General features: G+C 28.2%; 17 protein-coding genes. All 17 read right to left on the bottom strand.

Going from position 1 to position 17373, the window contains the following annotated elements:
• Positions 1-22 precede the first annotated feature (22 nt).
• A complete protein-coding gene (locus ABCP60_RS01365; RefSeq protein ID WP_343101054.1) occupies positions 23-2167 on the bottom strand; it encodes a chemotaxis protein CheA in 2145 nt (714 codons plus the stop codon).
• A 107-nt stretch (positions 2168-2274) separates the two neighbouring features.
• Entirely contained in the window at positions 2275-4020 is a 1746-nt protein-coding gene (locus ABCP60_RS01360) for a methyl-accepting chemotaxis protein (protein WP_240276099.1), read from the bottom strand.
• 430 nt (positions 4021-4450) lie between these two features.
• Positions 4451-5569, bottom strand: a complete 1119-nt coding sequence (locus ABCP60_RS01355; protein WP_166505008.1) for a hypothetical protein — start codon at positions 5567-5569, stop codon at positions 4451-4453.
• Positions 5570-5601: 32 nt separating this feature from the next.
• Positions 5602-5865 carry a flagellar motor switch protein FliN gene (fliN, locus tag ABCP60_RS01350; protein ID WP_092926849.1) on the bottom strand — a complete coding sequence of 88 codons (264 nt, stop codon included), beginning with the start codon at positions 5863-5865 and terminating at the stop codon, positions 5602-5604.
• Between the two features lie 3 nt (positions 5866-5868).
• Positions 5869-6756 (bottom strand): FliM/FliN family flagellar motor switch protein, encoded by an 888-nt coding sequence (locus ABCP60_RS01345; protein WP_092926851.1) that lies wholly within the window; start codon positions 6754-6756, stop codon positions 5869-5871.
• Positions 6757-6820: 64 nt separating this feature from the next.
• A complete protein-coding gene (locus ABCP60_RS01340; RefSeq protein ID WP_092926853.1) occupies positions 6821-7570 on the bottom strand; it encodes a flagellar hook-basal body complex protein in 750 nt (249 codons plus the stop codon).
• 12 nt (positions 7571-7582) lie between these two features.
• Positions 7583-8356: a flagellar hook-basal body complex protein gene (locus ABCP60_RS01335; protein ID WP_343101053.1), complete on the bottom strand. Its 774-nt coding sequence runs from the start codon at positions 8354-8356 to the stop codon at positions 7583-7585.
• Positions 8357-8371: 15 nt separating this feature from the next.
• On the bottom strand, positions 8372-9085 hold the full coding sequence (locus ABCP60_RS01330; RefSeq protein ID WP_092926857.1) for a FliA/WhiG family RNA polymerase sigma factor: 714 nt from the start codon (positions 9083-9085) through the stop codon (positions 8372-8374).
• 17 nt (positions 9086-9102) lie between these two features.
• The gene (gene flhA / locus ABCP60_RS01325; protein ID WP_092926859.1) at positions 9103-11160 is read right to left on the bottom strand and encodes a flagellar biosynthesis protein FlhA; all 2058 of its coding nucleotides are present in this window, start codon (positions 11158-11160) and stop codon (positions 9103-9105) included.
• A gap of 17 nt (positions 11161-11177) precedes the next feature.
• The gene (locus ABCP60_RS01320) at positions 11178-13004 is read right to left on the bottom strand and encodes a fused FliR family export protein/FlhB family type III secretion system protein (protein ID WP_166505004.1); all 1827 of its coding nucleotides are present in this window, start codon (positions 13002-13004) and stop codon (positions 11178-11180) included.
• Positions 13005-13008: 4 nt separating this feature from the next.
• Positions 13009-13278 carry a flagellar biosynthesis protein FliQ gene (gene fliQ / locus ABCP60_RS01315; RefSeq protein ID WP_092926863.1) on the bottom strand — a complete coding sequence of 90 codons (270 nt, stop codon included), beginning with the start codon at positions 13276-13278 and terminating at the stop codon, positions 13009-13011.
• 13 nt (positions 13279-13291) lie between these two features.
• The gene (gene fliP / locus ABCP60_RS01310) at positions 13292-13960 is read right to left on the bottom strand and encodes a flagellar type III secretion system pore protein FliP (RefSeq protein WP_092926865.1); all 669 of its coding nucleotides are present in this window, start codon (positions 13958-13960) and stop codon (positions 13292-13294) included.
• Positions 13944-14420, bottom strand: coding sequence for a hypothetical protein (locus ABCP60_RS01305; RefSeq protein WP_207743597.1), 477 nt, complete (start codon positions 14418-14420; stop codon positions 13944-13946). Before ABCP60_RS01305 ends, fliP begins: the two co-directional genes overlap by 17 nt.
• Positions 14417-15124 carry an OmpA family protein gene (locus ABCP60_RS01300; protein ID WP_195236884.1) on the bottom strand — a complete coding sequence of 236 codons (708 nt, stop codon included), beginning with the start codon at positions 15122-15124 and terminating at the stop codon, positions 14417-14419. The genes ABCP60_RS01305 and ABCP60_RS01300 overlap by 4 nt, the downstream gene beginning before the upstream one ends.
• The gene (locus tag ABCP60_RS01295) at positions 15114-15929 is read right to left on the bottom strand and encodes a motility protein A (protein ID WP_092926871.1); all 816 of its coding nucleotides are present in this window, start codon (positions 15927-15929) and stop codon (positions 15114-15116) included. Before ABCP60_RS01295 ends, ABCP60_RS01300 begins: the two co-directional genes overlap by 11 nt.
• A 20-nt stretch (positions 15930-15949) precedes the next feature.
• Positions 15950-16819, bottom strand: coding sequence for a flagellar hook-basal body complex protein (locus ABCP60_RS01290; protein WP_166505001.1), 870 nt, complete (start codon positions 16817-16819; stop codon positions 15950-15952).
• 21 nt (positions 16820-16840) lie between these two features.
• Entirely contained in the window at positions 16841-17371 is a 531-nt protein-coding gene (locus ABCP60_RS01285; protein ID WP_343101052.1) for a flagellar hook capping FlgD N-terminal domain-containing protein, read from the bottom strand.
• Between the last annotated feature and the right edge of the window lie 2 nt (positions 17372-17373).

The raw sequence follows: 17373 nt of genomic DNA, 5'->3' as shown, positions 1-17373 counted from the left end.
TATCTCTCCTTAGATAACTAAATTACTTGTGTATTATTGCATTTACATCAAGTATTAAACTAATTGAGCCATCTTCTAAAATAGAGCATCCTGACATATAAGATTGAACTTTGTCAAATTGAGTAAGTAAAGTCGGTATTGGCTTTATAACCACTTGTTGTTGACCTAAAATTCCATCTACTATGATACACACATTTCCCATTTCAGACTCTACTAATATCATAATACCTTCATCATTTTTCTCAGAGTTAATACCTAATACATTAGAAACCCTTACTATTTCATAGCAATTTCCTCTTATAATGCTATGTTCTTGCCCATTAGGATTTTTAACTATTTCATAGTCTCCTTGTCTAAATACTTCTTTTATACTTAGAGCTGGTATAATATAAATTTGATCCCCTATATTTACCTTCATTCCATCTACTATCGCTAATGTTAAAGGAATTCTAAGTATAAATGTTGTCCCATTTCCTGGCTCACTATCAATACTTATTGAGCCTCTTAACTTACGTATATTGGTATATACAACATCCATACCTACTCCTCTTCCAGAGTATTCACTTACTGCTTCTTTTGTTGAAAAGCCTGGTGCCATTATAAAGTTATATGCTTCTTTGTCACTTATTTCATCTATACTTTTAGTTGTTATTCCTTTTTCAATAGCTTTTTTTACTATAGTTTCTTTATTTAAACCTCTACCATCATCTTTAATTATTATTACAACATCTCCACCAGTATTTTTAGCTTCTAATGTTACAGTAGCTCTTTCTGGCTTAGTTGTATTTTTACGTTCTTCCAAAGTTTCAATACCATGATCCATACTATTTCTAATCATGTGCATTAAAGGATCTGAAATATTTTCTAATATGTTTCTATCTACTTCTGTTTGCTCTCCTATTAAAACTAAGTCTACTAATTTTCCAGTTTTTCTACTCATATCTCTTACAACTCTTTGCATTTTAGTAAAGGTTGAAGATATTGGAACCATACGCATAGACATTACAACATCTTGTAATTCATTAGTTAATTGGTGAAGCCTTCTAGCTTGTTTTTCAAAGCTATCTCTGTCAAAGTTTTCTACTTGAGATTGCTTTTCTACCATTGACTCTGTAGTAACTATTTCTCCAACAAGGTTCATTAATGTATCTATTTTATTAATATTTACTGTTAGATAGCTATTTTTACTATGTGTATGACCTTGATTTTGTTCTTCTTTTTTATCTTTCTTTTGAACTTGTGCTTGTTTTTCCTCTATTATATTTGTACTTTGTTCTTTTGACTCTTCTACTACCTCTGCACTTTCTTCTTTTGGAGCTTCTATTATTTCTTCATTAATATCACAATTTTTTTCTTCCTTTATTTCTTCTTTTGGAGCAATTATTCCAAATACACTTTCTAACTCTTCATCATTTAGTCTATGTATTTCGTATTTATCTAAAAACATTGTATCTTTTATAGCTTCTTCTATTAATGATTGTTCCTGAACTGTTCTCATATATAATACAAATCCGTCTTTAATTATTACATCATCACAGTCTGAATCTAAATCTTGTGGTATATGCTTTACTTCAGAGCATAGACTTTGTAATATTGTTAGTACACCTAAAGCCCTTATGCTTTCCATTGCACATCCTTTTTCAAAGAATACTTTTGCACATAAATAATTTTCATTACTATTTTTAGCTGTAATTTTTTCTTCTTTATTTTCCGCTAACTCTTGTATATTTTCATTTGATTTATTATCTATATCATCTTCTTTATTTGTTGCACTTTTTAAAAAATTAATTGCCTTATCATGTAGTTCTTCAATACTTGCTTCTGGAAGAAGACCATCTTGAATATTTAACATTTCTTCTTTCAAGAAATCTATACTCGCTAAAACAAGATCAACAACTTCATCCCACTGATTACTTGAAAGTTCTAACCCATTACGTATTGCATCAAATATGTCTTCTACACTATGAGTTAGTTTTGTTAAACTATCATACCCCATCATTGCAGACGAACCTTTAATAGTATGCATCGCTCGGAAAATTTCTTCTATATGCTCTTTATCTAACTTCCCATTTTCTGATTGACCTGCAAGTAAAATCTCTTCCAATTGTTCTAATAACTGCATATTTTCATGCACATAAAATTCATTTAAAGAATCTACTCCACTCATATTTCTCTCCTTTATTAAATAAGATAACTCCTTTAAAACTAACTTTTAAAAATGGAAGCTAAAAGCTTCCATTTTTTAAATCATAATTTATGATATATTATTTTTTACTAAAACTCATTCATTTCAAAATAGCTAGCTTCGTCAGTATTAAAGTTTATTGATCTATTTGAACTATTTACATCTTTTAATCTAAAGTTTTCAATAAGTGATTTTAACATTTGTGCTTGACCACTTAATTCTTCACTTGCTGCAGCACTTTCTTCTGAAGTTGCTGAATTTGTTTGCACCACTTCAGAAATTTGTTCAACACCTAATGTAACTTGAGCTATAGCAACAGCTTCTTCTTCTGATGTTTTAGCTATATCATTTACTATAACAGTAGTTCTGTTTGTTGTATCTATTATCTTTTGAAGAGATTGTGCTGTATTATCAACTATTTCAGTTCCTTTATTTACAGCTTCCATAGAATTTTCAATTAATGTAGCTGTGTTCTTTGCAGCTTCTGCTGATTTAGCAGCTAGATTTCTTACTTCATCTGCAACTACAGCAAATCCTTTACCTGCAGAACCTGCTCTAGCAGCCTCAACAGCAGCATTAAGTGCTAGTATATTTGTTTGGAATGCTATATCGTCTATAGTTTTTATAATTCTGCTTATTTCGTTAGACGTAAATGATATTTCTTCCATAGCATTTACCATTTGTTTCATTTGTTCATTACCTTCTTGAACTTGTTTTGCAGAACTGTTAGTTAATGAGTTAGCATTTCTTGCATTGTCAGCTGTTTCTTTTATCTTATCTGATATTTCTATTATTGTTGCTGATAATTCTTGTATAGCACTTGCTTGTTCTGTAGCACCTTGAGCTAACATTTGTGATCCACTTGAAACTTGATTTGATGCTGCTTCAACTTCTTCTGCAGCTGCATTTATTTGTGCTATTGTTTCACTTAAATCATTACTTATTCTTGTAACAGACTTTTCTATATCTTTAAATACGCCTATATATTCAACATTAGTTTCAACATTAAAGTTACCTTTAGCAAGTTCTCCTAGTACACAAACAGTGTCATCTACTATTGATTTTACTTCTTTACTCATATGACGCATACTTTCAGATAATAAACCTAGTTCATCTTTTGATTCGTATTCTATATTTATATCAAAATCTCCATTTGCCATTTTATTTGAAGCTTCTTCTATTTCTTCAATTGGCTTTGTTAAAGATTTTGTTATATAAATTGATATAGCAAGACCGACAACTATAGTTAATACACTTACGGCTACAGATGCAATTATTGCATTTTTTACTGTTTCATGGATGTTTTTATTAAATTCAATACCTCTTTGGTTAGATCCTTCGTTTAACTTTACAGCAAGATCTACAGCTTTGTTATAATCATTATAAAATGGAGTATTTTCATCACTCATTTCCATAGCTTTTTTGTAATCACCAGTTCTTGCCACATCATAAATATTTTGACACTCTAATTTATAATTATTTACAGCAGTTCTAACCTCTTCAAGATCACTTTTATCTCCTGTAAATGTTTTAGATATTTTATCTATTCTATTGTTTATACTGTCAAAATTTTCTTTTGCCTTTTGGAAGTAAACATCAGGCTTTTGTCTAAGTACGATATTAACTGTATTTCTTCCGGCAGAAACTAAATCCCTACGTATACCCATAGTTTCATTAGTTCCTACATACGGTCCATTAAATAGCTGAGAATTTAACTCTTCCGCTTCTTTTAATTTCGATATTGTATATATACTTGAAAATGTAGCAAGTAGTAATACAATTATAAATGATATTGCAAGTTTTCTACCTATTTTTAAATCTTTAAACTTTCTCATAATCGTCTCCCTATAATTCATATTAGATAATATAGATTTTAAAATTATACATAAGTATATAAACTATTTTAATTCCTTATAAAATTTTGAGCTTTGATTATATTAATATATGATTCTATGTTATTAGTTTATATTTCATTAATATTAATTCTTGAAGTTCGTGCACGCTAAATCCTAAATATACCTTTAATAAACATACCAAATATATTAAATACATTTAACATATATTTTATACGGATACTTAATTTAATACTTTAGATTTTATATATTATGTTTTTAATAATTACATAATATGAATAAATTTTATATTCTATTTATACGGATAAAAAACAAATACTTTATATATTAAATATTTTTTTATATTTAATATATAAAAATAAAGCATATGAAGCTATTTAATATATTTATAATAGACTCATATGCTTTATTTTTATATTTTTTTTATACTGTAGTCTTTAGATCTCTTACTTTTATATTCATTTAAAAGTAAAGTAAGGGTTTGAATTATTTCATATTCACTAGGTAATATTATTGCACGTCTTGAATCTAATACAAACTTAGTTTCCTTGGTTACAAGAGTATTACTAGATACTTTCTTATTTACACTCCCCTTCATATCCATAAGAAGTTTAGTAACTTCACCCTTTGTAATGTTTTTTAGTATAAGTTTTACTTCTTTTTCAGTCAATAAATTTTCATAGCTAACTTTTTCTAATTCTTCGTCGAATAATTCCATTATGGATGATGTACTATTTTTTACATATTTTTTCGTGATAAAATTTATACTTTTTATCATAATAAAAGCAACTATAGACATTGTAATAGCATTTAATAATAGATATACTATTTCATTTGAAATATTTTCTCCAAAATTAGTAGCAATCTGTACAATCATAAACCCTAGTAATCCACCTAAAAAACCTAGTGGTAAATCTAAACTTTTAAAAATCTTATGTTTTGGATTTAAATCATTTTCTTCAATTTCATTATCTATACTATAGTTTTTAGATTTATATAGTTCTACATCCATTAGATTTTCTATTGAAAATATACTCTTTGCAAATTTTAAGTACTCAACTTCATCTGAGTCTTCATCTAGAGTTATCCCATATATAAAGTCTTCACCATAAACTTTTATAGATCTAATTACTGCTTTTTCTAAAGCTTCAATCTTACTTTCTCCATTCCAAATAGATAGTGCATACTCTATACTTCCTGATATGCCAAGTATGTGTTCACATTCTACACTTCCATCTATCTCAAAAAAATCTAAACCTTTAATTTTTCCATCTATAGCTAATTCTTTAGCTTGATTATAACTTATAGTACCTCTTTTTAATATTGCTTTAGGATTCATATCCTTTTGAGCTATACCTTCTTTAATCCTATCTTGAAAATCACTTATAGCTTCCTCATATTTATCAAAAGGTATCTCTATATTAACTGGTGATCCATCTTCATTTACATATCTTAGCATCCCATAATTTAAACAAGCATCTACACACCTTTCCCCCGTACTGCTGTATTTACTTTTTAATATTTTTGCCATGTGCTGCTAACCATCCTTTACTATATAGGTTCTTAGCTTAAAGTTTTTACTAATTCTTCTTCTCCTAATATACTTGTTATTCTTATACCGAAATTTCTATCTACTACTACAACTTGTCCATAACCTATTTTTCTTCCATTTACATATATTTCTACTTCTTGATCTTCGAATGTATCTAATTCTATTAAAGATCCTTTAGATAACTCAAATATATCTTTTAAAGACATCTTAGTTCTTCCAAGTATAGCACTAACTTTTAATTCTATATCTAATACTCTATCAAATTTTTCACTCATATTCTACCCTTCCTTTCTTATAGAGTTTGTTATTATAACACCTTTTTTATTTTTTATAAGTCCAGGTTTACACTTAAATGCTTTAGCCCCTGCAACATACAAATCTAAATCTCCTGCTACTTTTGTATCTAGTGATAAAATATCACCAACTTGTAAGTTTAATAAATCCTCAACACTTATATTTGTTTCACCTAGTCTAGCTACTATATCTACATTTGCACCACAAACATTGTTATAAATTGCATTTGTAAATTCAAAATCATACTCTATATTCTTATTTCTAAATAATATCTTCGTTTCTAGTTGATCTAATATTGGTTCCATGCAACTATAAGGGTTGCAAAAGCGCATTTTTCCGATTTCTTTGTCTCCATACATCATTTTCATATGAGCTATAAGTACTGATTCACTTACTGGATACTTTTTACTAGCACCTGCATTTGAATGTACTCTTAATACTTCTCTTGATTTACAAGTCTCAACTATATATAACCTAGTTAACAATTTTGTGCATAAATGAAAAATTAATTGCTTATCAATTTCTGTTAAATCTCTTTCATAATTTTCAAATACTCCATCTCCACCTAGCATTAAATCTATGTATGTTAATGCTACAGATTTATCAATTTGATAAATAAGATCCTTTACTAGTGGTTGTATTGCATGTTCTACGATAACTGATTTTGGACTTATTGAGTTAATAAATTCTTCATAATTTGTTTGTTCTACTTTTTCAACCTTGCAAGTTATATTAGGTCTTTTTAACTCATATGCTAAAAATAAATTTGTATTTTTGCAATAGTCTTCAGATATAACAGATAAAAATCTCATGTTATCAGTTGAATATCTTTGTGGTTTTTTAAAATCATATGTTTTTACATTTTGTTCCATAAACTGTATATATCTAAAATATATAATTATACATTTTAGAATACTAACTCCTTTCTATAAAAATTTATCTACTTTGTAGATTATTTATCATACTCCACATATCATCAGTAGCTTGTAGCCCCTTACTATTAAATTGGAAACTTCTCTGAGCTATGATTAAGTCTGTCATTTCAGTTTCCATATTTACATTAGACATTTCCACATATCCTTGTAGTATATTTGAATTAGTTACTAACTCAATTTTAGCGCCATCTCTTAAATTAAATAAATTATCACCTGCAGGAATAAAATCTTTATCGCCTTGTACTTTATATAAATTTATCTTACCAACTTCTTCTTTATCTACAAATATTTCTCCCAACTTATTTATGCTTACTTCTCCTTTTGATAAATCAACATCATTTCCATTTATAACTTGTATATCTAATTTATTTCCCTTATCATCAACTAAATCACCATTTGAATCTACATTAAATTCTCCATTTCTAGTATAACTAAATGTACCATTTGGATTTATAACTCTAAAAAATCCATCTCCATCTATAGCTAAATTACTTTTTATTCCTGTATCCTTTATTGCTCCTTGGGATAAGTTTCTAAAAGATTGAGATACTTTTACTCCAGTACCAGTATTGTTATTATTATTGTGCGGATAGTAGCTTCTATCTAATGTTTCATTATACAAATCTAAAAAACCAATGTCTAATTTCTTATACCCTGTAGTCTGCACATTCACCATATTATTTGAAGTTACCTCTATTTTCCCTTGACTTGCAGACATTGCAGATACGCTATTTTTCATTATATTGTACATATTTTATCTCCCTTATCTTACTGTTCCAATTTCATTTGCGACTTTACTAAGAGTAGAATCTATCGTTTGAATAACTTTTTGATTTGCTTCAAATAGTTTTACAGTCTCCATTAATGATGACATTGTACCTATACTATCAACATTTGAACCTTCTAAATACCCTTGTTTGATCTTTATATTATTGGTTTTTATTTCATTTTTACCATTATATAGATTATTTCCACTCTTTGTTAAATCATGTTTATTATCAAACTTAACTATATTAAAATCATACATTTTATTACCATCTATGCTTATACTATTATCTGGATTTATAACTAGCTTTCCATGTCCGACATATATAGGCTCTGAATTATTTGTATTTCTTTTTGTTCCAAGTACATAATCCCCTGATTTTGTTACTAAATACCCTTGATTATCAATATTAAAAGATCCGTTTCTCGTATAAAATGTTTTATTATTATGATCTAATACCTTGAAAAATCCATCACCATCTATAGCAAAGTCAGTATTGTTTTCAGTTGAAATATGTGCACCTTGTTTATGATTTGTAGCATTCTCATCTATTCTTGTACCAAAGCTTAATCCACCTAGCTTTTGTTTATGAGCAATTCCATTTATGTAATTGTCATTATTTGATAGCATAATTTCATCAAAACTTTTCTCAACTAAAGTATCTTCTTTATAACCTACAGTATTTACATTGGCTAAATTATTTGTAACAATACTTTGTTTAGCTTCTAATGCCATCATGGCAGATACAGACGTATATAATCCTCTTATCATTTTTTCTCCCTCCAATTAGTCTATATATTTTAACTTTTTCATAGCTAACTTTAAATTCTTTATGGCTCTACTATTTAATTGGGATACTCTAGACTCAGAAACCCCTAATATTAATCCTATTTCTTTTAATGTTAATTCCTCATAATAGTATAAAGATAAAACAAGCCTATCTTTTTCATTAAGGGTATCTATAGCCTTTGCCATTATTTCTTGTAGCTCATCTTTTTCAACTAAATGTGTCGGAGATAACTCTTCTTTTTCTTTTAAAGTATCTATAAGCTTAACTTCATTTTCATCATCAAAAATTACATTATCAAGATATACGTTGTTTAAATCTAACATTTTTACATTTATATCATTAATTTCATTTTTACTAACACCCATATGATTTGCTATTTCATCTATAGTTGGTTTTCTAAAAAATTTATTTTGCAAAATTTCTACAGCCTTATTATATTCTTTTATTTTGCTCATATACATTCTAGATATAGGTGAGTATTTTCTTATTTCATCAATTATATAAGATGATATTCTTATAGATGCATAAGTTGAAAATTTCACTCCTCTACTTTCATCAAACTTATTAGTTGCGTCTATAAGTCCCATGACTCCATAACTAACTAAATCTTCATATTCCATTCCCATTTTGCTCGTATAGTATTTTGATGCAATATGCTTAACAAGAGGCATATTACTAATTATAAGTTCTTCTTGTTGATGTGACTTCATTATTACATTCCTCCATATTATATATTTACTACACCTTGAGCTTTTATCTGAATATCACTTGGAACTTCATTAAGAGATAGTACTGAGACATTTGGAAATACAATCTCAACTAATTTTCTAAAAGGTGCTCTTATCTTTGGTGATACCAGTAATACTGGTCTGTTATTCGTAAAGTTAATTTCTTCTATTGTCATTTGTATACTATTAAATATTTTATTAGTAGTGTCTGGGTCTATAGCTGGATATGTTCCATTTACTGACCTTTGAAGATTATTTCCGATTAAATTTTCTATTTCCATAGATAATGTAGCTACTGTAATAGAGTTATCCTCATCTATTAATTCCGAGCATATGCTTCTACTCATTGCCATTCTTACATATTCGGTTAAAAGTTCTATATCTTTAGTATTTCTTGCATTATCTGCCAAAGTTTCTAAAATAGTTACTCTATCTTTTATAGCAATTTTTTCTTTAAGAAGGTTTTTAAATACCTTTTGAATTTCACCTAATGTCATTAAATCCGGAATTAGCTCTTCAACAACAGCACTATATCTTTCTTTTGTTTCATCTATTATTTCTTTAACTTCTTGTCGTCCTAAAAGTTCATGAGACTTCGACTTTATAACTTCTAATAGATGTGTTACTAAAATTGTAGTAGGATCTACAACTGTAAACCCATATAATTCTGCTTCTTCTGCTTTATCTTTATTTATCCATAAAGCATCAAGGCCAAATGTAGGTTCTTTTGTTTGTATACCTTCTATACTTGAATCTATTCCCATTGGATTCATACAAAGTAACATAGATGGCATTAAATCATATGTTGCTACTGCAATTCCTTTTATTTTTATACTATATTGATTTGAATTTAGCTGTAAATTATCTCTTATTCTTATTGGTTGAACTATTATACCCATATCAATAGCACATTGTCTTCTTACTGATACAATTCTTTGTAGTAAGTCTCCTCCATTACTTTCATCTACTAGGGGAATTAGACCATATCCTATTTCTACTTCTATAGGTTCTACATTTATTAACTTAGATACATCTTCTGCGTTTTCTAAACTAGCTTGAGCATCTTCTTCTTTATATTCTAAGTCATAAGATTCTGCTTCTTTTTCTTTTTCTGCTTTATTTAATAAAAACGAAATTCCTACTGCTCCTATACCTAATGAGAAAAATGATAGTTTTGGAAGCCCTGGTAAAAAACCTAATACTATAAGAACTATTCCTGTCATTCCTATAGCTTTTGGTATAGATATTAATTGTTTTCCTAGTAAATTTCCAAAACTTTCATCTGAGTCTGATCTAGTTACTAATATACCTGCTGATGTAGATATTAATAGTGCTGGTATTTGACTAACTAGACCATCTCCTATTGTAAGTCTAATATATGTTTGCACAGATTCTGAAAAACTCATCCCAAGCATTATAACACCTATAATAATTCCACCTAATACATTTATAGTTGTTATTATTATACCTGCTATAGCATCTCCCTTTACGAATTTAGATGCTCCATCCATAGCTCCATAGAAATCTGCTTCTTGTTGTAATTCTCTTCTTCTAATTCTTGCCGTTTTTTCATCTATTGTACCTGAGTTTAAATCAGCATCTATACTCATTTGTTTACCTGGCATGGCATCAAGAGTAAATCTTGCTGAAACTTCAGAGACTCTACTTGAACCATTTGTTATGACTATAAACTGAATAATTATTATAATTAAAAATATTATTACTCCAACTACATAATTGCCACCTACAACGAAACTTCCAAATGATTCTATTACATTTCCTGCATAACCTTGCCCTAATATAAGTCTTGTAGATGATATATTTAGAGCTAGTCTAAATAAGGTTGTAACAAGCAATATAGTAGGAAATATTGATAGTTGTAATATATTAGTTGAAAAAAGTGTAAGTAATAATATTAATAATGAAAATGCTATATTTAATGTTAGCATTACATCCAATAGAAATGGAGGTAGTGGTATTATTATCATTAAAACAATGCCGATTATTCCAAATCCTACTATTATATCAAATCTTTTCTTCAAATCTAGTTTTTCCATCTATGACCTCTTTTTAACTATTTGTATTTATTTTTAATTTTATAAACAGCCACTAATACTTCTGCTACTGCTTGATACATTTCTTCTGGTATTTCTTGATCTATTTCTACCTCTTTATATATAAGTCTTGCTAGAGGTTTATTTTCTAAAATAGGTATATCATGTTCCTTGGCTATTTCTCTTATTTTAAATGCTACTACATCAGCTCCTTTTGCAACAACTATAGGAGTTGTATCTTTTCCTCTTTCATACCTTATTGCTATAGATATGTGTGTTGGATTTGTTACTATTACGGTAGCTGATGGAACAGCTTGCATCATTCTCTTACTAGCCATTTCTCTTTGTCTTTGTTTTATCTTTCCTTTTATATGAGGATCTCCTTCAACTTGCTTAAATTCCTCTTTTACTTCCTGTTTAGTCATTTTTAGACTTTTTCTGTAACTATACTTTTGATATACAAAATCAATTACTGCTATTATTACTACTGCTAAAACTATATTTATTAGTAAATCTTTTATTATATTTACTATAGTGTATATAAGGTATGGAAGATGTATGTCTCCACTGTTCATTATTAATTCGAAATTTTTTTTCATAAAACTGTATCCTATTTCAAAAAGTACAGCTATTACAACTATACTTTTAATCAACATTCCTACAGATTTCATAGAAAACATATTTTTAAATCCATTTATTGGATTAAGTTTTGAAAATTTTGGCTTAATGCTCTCAAAGTTAAACATAAACCCTGTTTGCATAACATTTCCTATTACAGAAAATACAATTATTATCAATCCTATTGGTAAAAATAACTTCATAAATGAAATTATTAAATTTACTGTCAAAGTGTGTAATATGTTATAATCCATATTAAATTTAAAATTATTACTTAAATAATGTATTATATTATTTTTAAAATCTGATATCATATAATTTGACATTGTACCAATTATAAATAATATGGCTATTAGGGTTATTGCAGTTGTTACTTCTTTACTTTTAGCTACATTACCCTTTTTTCTAGCGTCTTTCTTTTTCTTTGATGTAGGTTCTTCTGTTTTATCACCACTAGAAGATAAAATCATACCTACAGGTCCAATAGAGCTTAACACTCCATGCTTTACTTTTAAAGTTCCATCTAGTATAGATGGTAATTGATTAAATAAGTTATGAATTTCTTTTAGTATAAATGGCATTCCTATAATAAAAACTGCTATTCCTACTAAAAGTTTAATTGGCATTCCTATAACCATTACATTAAATTGTGGAACACTTCTTGATATTAATCCCATTATTATCTCAGTTATTATTAAGCAAAGTACAATAGGAACTGCTATTTTAAAACCAATTGCAAAATATTCAATAAATACATTTATTACGTAATTGAAATTTCCAATTAGTATAGATTTTCCTACAGGTATTATCTCAAAGCTATGTTGTATTCCTTCTATTAAACTATGATGTCCGTTCATAGTAAAAAATACCAAAATACCTATCCAATACATTATATTTTCTATAAGTGTTGATTGATTTTTACTGTTAGGATCATATATGTTTATCATAGATAATCCTAACTGTTGATCTATTAAGCTACCTACAATTTTTAAGCTATTAAAACACAAACTTGTTATAAATCCTAATACTAATCCTGTTACTATTTCAACTACACTATAATTTATTAATTGTAAAACTGTAGTAATGTGTACATTTACATGTACCGAAAAAGCTATTATTGTAGACATAAATAATGAAAATACTACTTTAAATATATTTGGTGTTCCTGCAGGAAATATTACATTTATGATAGCAAAAAAGGTTATTATTCTAATAAATATAAATATCAATTTTTTATCCTTTTATATTAGCTATTATACTCATTATTTTTGTTGTAAATTTTATAAGTTCCTGCAACATCCAATTTCCACCTAAAGCTAATGTTAATGCTATAACTATCAACTTAGGTACAAAAGTTAATGTTTGTTCTTGAATCTGAGTAGTTGCTTGAAATACACTTACTAGTAGTCCAACAACTAAAGATAGTATAAGAATTGGGCCTCCCACCAACATACTTGTATATAATGCTTCTTTTACTATACTCATTACCATAGTTTCATTCATAATATTCTCCTCATTATTTAAAGCTTAAAAGTAAAGATTTTATTAATAAATTCCATCCATCTACCATAATAAATAATAGTAATTTAAAAGGTAATGAAATCATAACCGGAGGGAGCATAAACATCCCCATAGACATAAGTGTGCTTGATACTACTAAATCTATTAATAAAAATGGTAAATATATTAAAAATCCTATTTGAAAAGCTGTTTTTAATTCACTTATAGCAAATGCTGGGACTAATATATATAATGGAATATCATCTCTTGTGACTTTTTTTCCATCCATATTAGACATTTCTAAAAATAATTTTATATCTTTTTCTCTTGTCTGCTTTAATAAAAATTTTCTTACAGGTACTTCAGCTTTTTCTATAGCTTCTTTAAATTCAACCTTTTTTTCCATATAAGGTTTTATTGCAGTTTTATTTATATCACTTATAGTAGGTGCCATTATAAATATGGTAAGTGCCATGGCTATACCAATTAAAATCTGATTAGGTATAGATTGCTGTGCTCCTAATGCTGATTTTAAAAATGAGAGTGTAATAATTATTCTAACAAAGCTTGTCATCATAAATATTACAGTTGGCAAAAACATTAAAAATGTTAAAACTATAAATAATTTTATTAAAGGAGCTAAATGTTGCTGATTTTTTAACATCATACTAGCGAAATCTTCCATATTTATTCCTCTTTAAGTTTAATTTATCTATCTTGTATTTACTAAGATTTAAATTATTATAATCTGATTTATTTACTTTAAGGCTTTTATATTTTGATTTATTTCCAAAAAAATTAAATTTCTTATATCTTGGAGCAAACTGCCCTAAGTTTATTTCAGAATCATCTTTTATTTTTTCTATTGAATTTATTTCTTCTTTAGTTAAATCCTTAATTTTATCTACTTTAGAAGGTGATGATACTAATACACATCCCTCATCACCTATCTTTAAAACAAATAAATCTATGTCTTTTTTTAAATTTGTAACTTCTAAAACTTTAGTATATTTTTTGCCTGCAATAGTTGACATACTTGCTTTACTTAATCTTAAAGAAACTACTATTAAGATTAAAATTAGTGGTACAAATATCAATAAATTTATTATATATTGCAACATATTATCCATGATGTTTATTATCACTTCTCCTTTTGCTCAACAATTAAAATATCTACTCTCCTATTTGTTGCCCTGTGTTCTGGTGTATCATTTTTAACTAATGGTTTAAATTCTCCATATCCTTTTGCAGAGAATCTAATAGGATCTAGTTTTTGCTCATCTACGAAATATTCAACTACACCTACAGCTCTTGCAGTTGATAGTTCCCAGTTAGAAGCAAACTCTTTATTATGCATAGGAACATCATCTGTATGACCTTCAACTAAAACGTCATTATCAGTGCTTTTTATTATACTCGTTATTCCATCTAGCACTTTTTTTCTATCTTCTTTTAAATTTGCTTTTCCTGGGTCAAATAATATATTTTCTCCTAATTGTAATACTATACCCCTATCTTCTTCTCTAACTTTTATGTCATCTTTAAGACCTTTTTCATCTATTATTTTATTTAATTTTTTAGATAAATCTTCGTATTTTGATGCTAATTTATCTCCATCTTTTTCTATAGCTACCTTTAGCTGGTCTATATTTTTTAAATCAGTTACTTTTGTACTTCCTTGAAGTGAATTTTTTAATGCAGCAGTTAACTCATTAAGTTTTTGAGTATCTACTGCAGACATTGAATATAGCAATATAAAAAATGTAAGAAGTAAAGTTATTGTATCGGCATATGTGTCCATCCACGCATTTGTATTGACATCATCGCCTTTCTTTTTTTTACGCGCCATCTAAATCTGCTACCTTTTCATTTCCTTCTCTTTTATAATATTTTGCTCTTTCTTTTTCATCTAAGAATGCTATTAATTTTTCTTCTATTACTCTTGTACTTTCTCCATTTTGTATACTGCTAATTCCACAAATCATCATTTCCATAAATACAACTTCTTTTTCACCTTTTCCCTCTATATTAAATCCTATAGGGTTTAATACTGCATTTGAGAATAATGCACCGTAAAAAGTAGTTATTAATGCTTTTGACATACCACTTGCTATTACTTCAGGAGAACCCATGTCTGTAAGCATTTGTATTAGACCTATTAGTGTCCCAACCATACCAAATGCTGGTGCATAAGATCCCCATACTTTAAACATTTTAGATCCACCCGAATAAAGTACTTCTTTTTCTGCTATTTCTGTTTCTAATATTTCTTTTATACTTTCAGTGTCCACACCGTCTATTACTAATTCTAATCCTTTTTTTAAAAATTCATCTTCTATCTGCGAAACTTCCTCTTCTATAGCTAGTACTCCATCTTTTCTTATCTTTTTAGAAATTTCTTTAAACTGGTCTACTAAATCCATCTTGTATAAATTGTTTGATGTTGTACATAACTTAAAGTACTTAGGAATCTTTTTTATATCAGCAACCGAAAATGTTACTAATACTGCAGAAAATGATCCTCCTAATGTTATTGCTAAAGAAGGCATATCTATAAATGGTTTGATTCCAGTCCCACCCATAGATATTCCAAACATTACAAGAGCAAAAGCTAGCACTAGTCCTATTGGTGTTAAAATATCAAGCTTTTTCATTTCTTTATCTTTCTCCTCTTTTATCTCTTAAGGTTTATTATCTCTTGTAATAATTCATCACTAGTTGTTATAACTTTACTAGAAGCTTGGAATGCTCTTGTTGTAACTATCATTTCTGTAAATTCTTCTGATAAATCTACGTTAGACATTTCTATGGCTCCTTGGTTAATTTGACCATGAACAGCTGTCTTTAACGGTTGTCCTGAGTTTGCAGATTCTGAATAAAGATTTCCACCTAATAACTTTAATCCTTCTGGATTTTGAAAAACTGCTATTTTAAGCTTTTGCTGCGTTCCTTTAACTATATTTCCATTTTTATCAACTAATGGCATTTTTGTACCATCCTCTAATAAATAAGATATTTTACCTTCCTTATCTATATTAAAAGATAATACCTTTTTAACATTCTTAGCTCCATCTGGTGCTGGATTTCCATTTGCATCTACTGCCTTTGGTATTTCTATAGGATTTCCATCCTCTCCTAATACTTTATAACCATCAGCTGTTACTAAATTACCATTTAAATCTAGACTAAATGATCCATCTCTTGTATATGCATATTGATTAACTCCTGTTTGAACTGTAAAAAAACCATCTCCATCCATAGCTAAATCTGTTGGTCTTCCTGTTGGTTGTATTGGTCCCTGTATCATATTTTTAAAGATACCACTAACTTTAGTACCTATACCAACTTGTCCAGGGTTTACTCCACCAATTACTCCACCTGGAGCACTTGCATATAAAAATGTTTGGTTTAAAGCATCAGAAAATCTTGCAGATTCTTTTTTAAATGCACTTGTTCCAACATTCGCAACATTATTACCAACAACATCCATCTTAGTTTGATTTGCTTTCATACCGCTTATCCCTGAGTACATTGATCTTAACATAAAACTAATCTCCCTTAACTTCTAATTTTTTTCATTTATTTTCATTAAAGCTGCATATTCAATAGATGCAACTTCGCCTGTATCTTTATCTTTTACGTCCATATATACAGTCCCATCTTTTATATGAACACCTTCTACCATACCTTTTATAGTTTTGTTTTCTGACTTTGCGTTATTTGAATTTTCATCTAATTTTGTGGCATTCATTTCGACTTCCTTACCTATTAAAGATGTCGCAGAATTTAATGCTGAATTAGTTAATAACCCACTAGTCATTCCCATCATCTGTTCCATATTATGATTAAGAGTCATTGTCTGTTCTAGCATAGTAAATTGAGATAATTGTGTTACATATTGAGTGGGATCTTGAGGATTAAAAGGATCTTGATTTTGCATTTGAGCAACTAGCATTTTTAAAAATAATTCTTTGTTATTTTCTTCCCCCGGCATTATTATAGGAGTGTTATTTTCTGTTTTTTGACTTTTTTGATTTTTAGGTACTTTTTGACTTCCTATTATATCTGGTTTATTCATACTTACTAATCCACTCATTT

Origin of the sequence: Romboutsia sp. MSSM.1001216sp_RTP31141st1_G3_RTP31141_220114 (genome assembly GCF_039031195.1) — a bacterium.
GTDB classification, from domain to species: Bacteria; Bacillota; Clostridia; order Peptostreptococcales; family Peptostreptococcaceae; genus Romboutsia_C; species Romboutsia_C hominis.
Note: the sequence above shows the minus strand (reverse complement) of the source record. Positions and strands in the feature narration are given on the sequence as shown.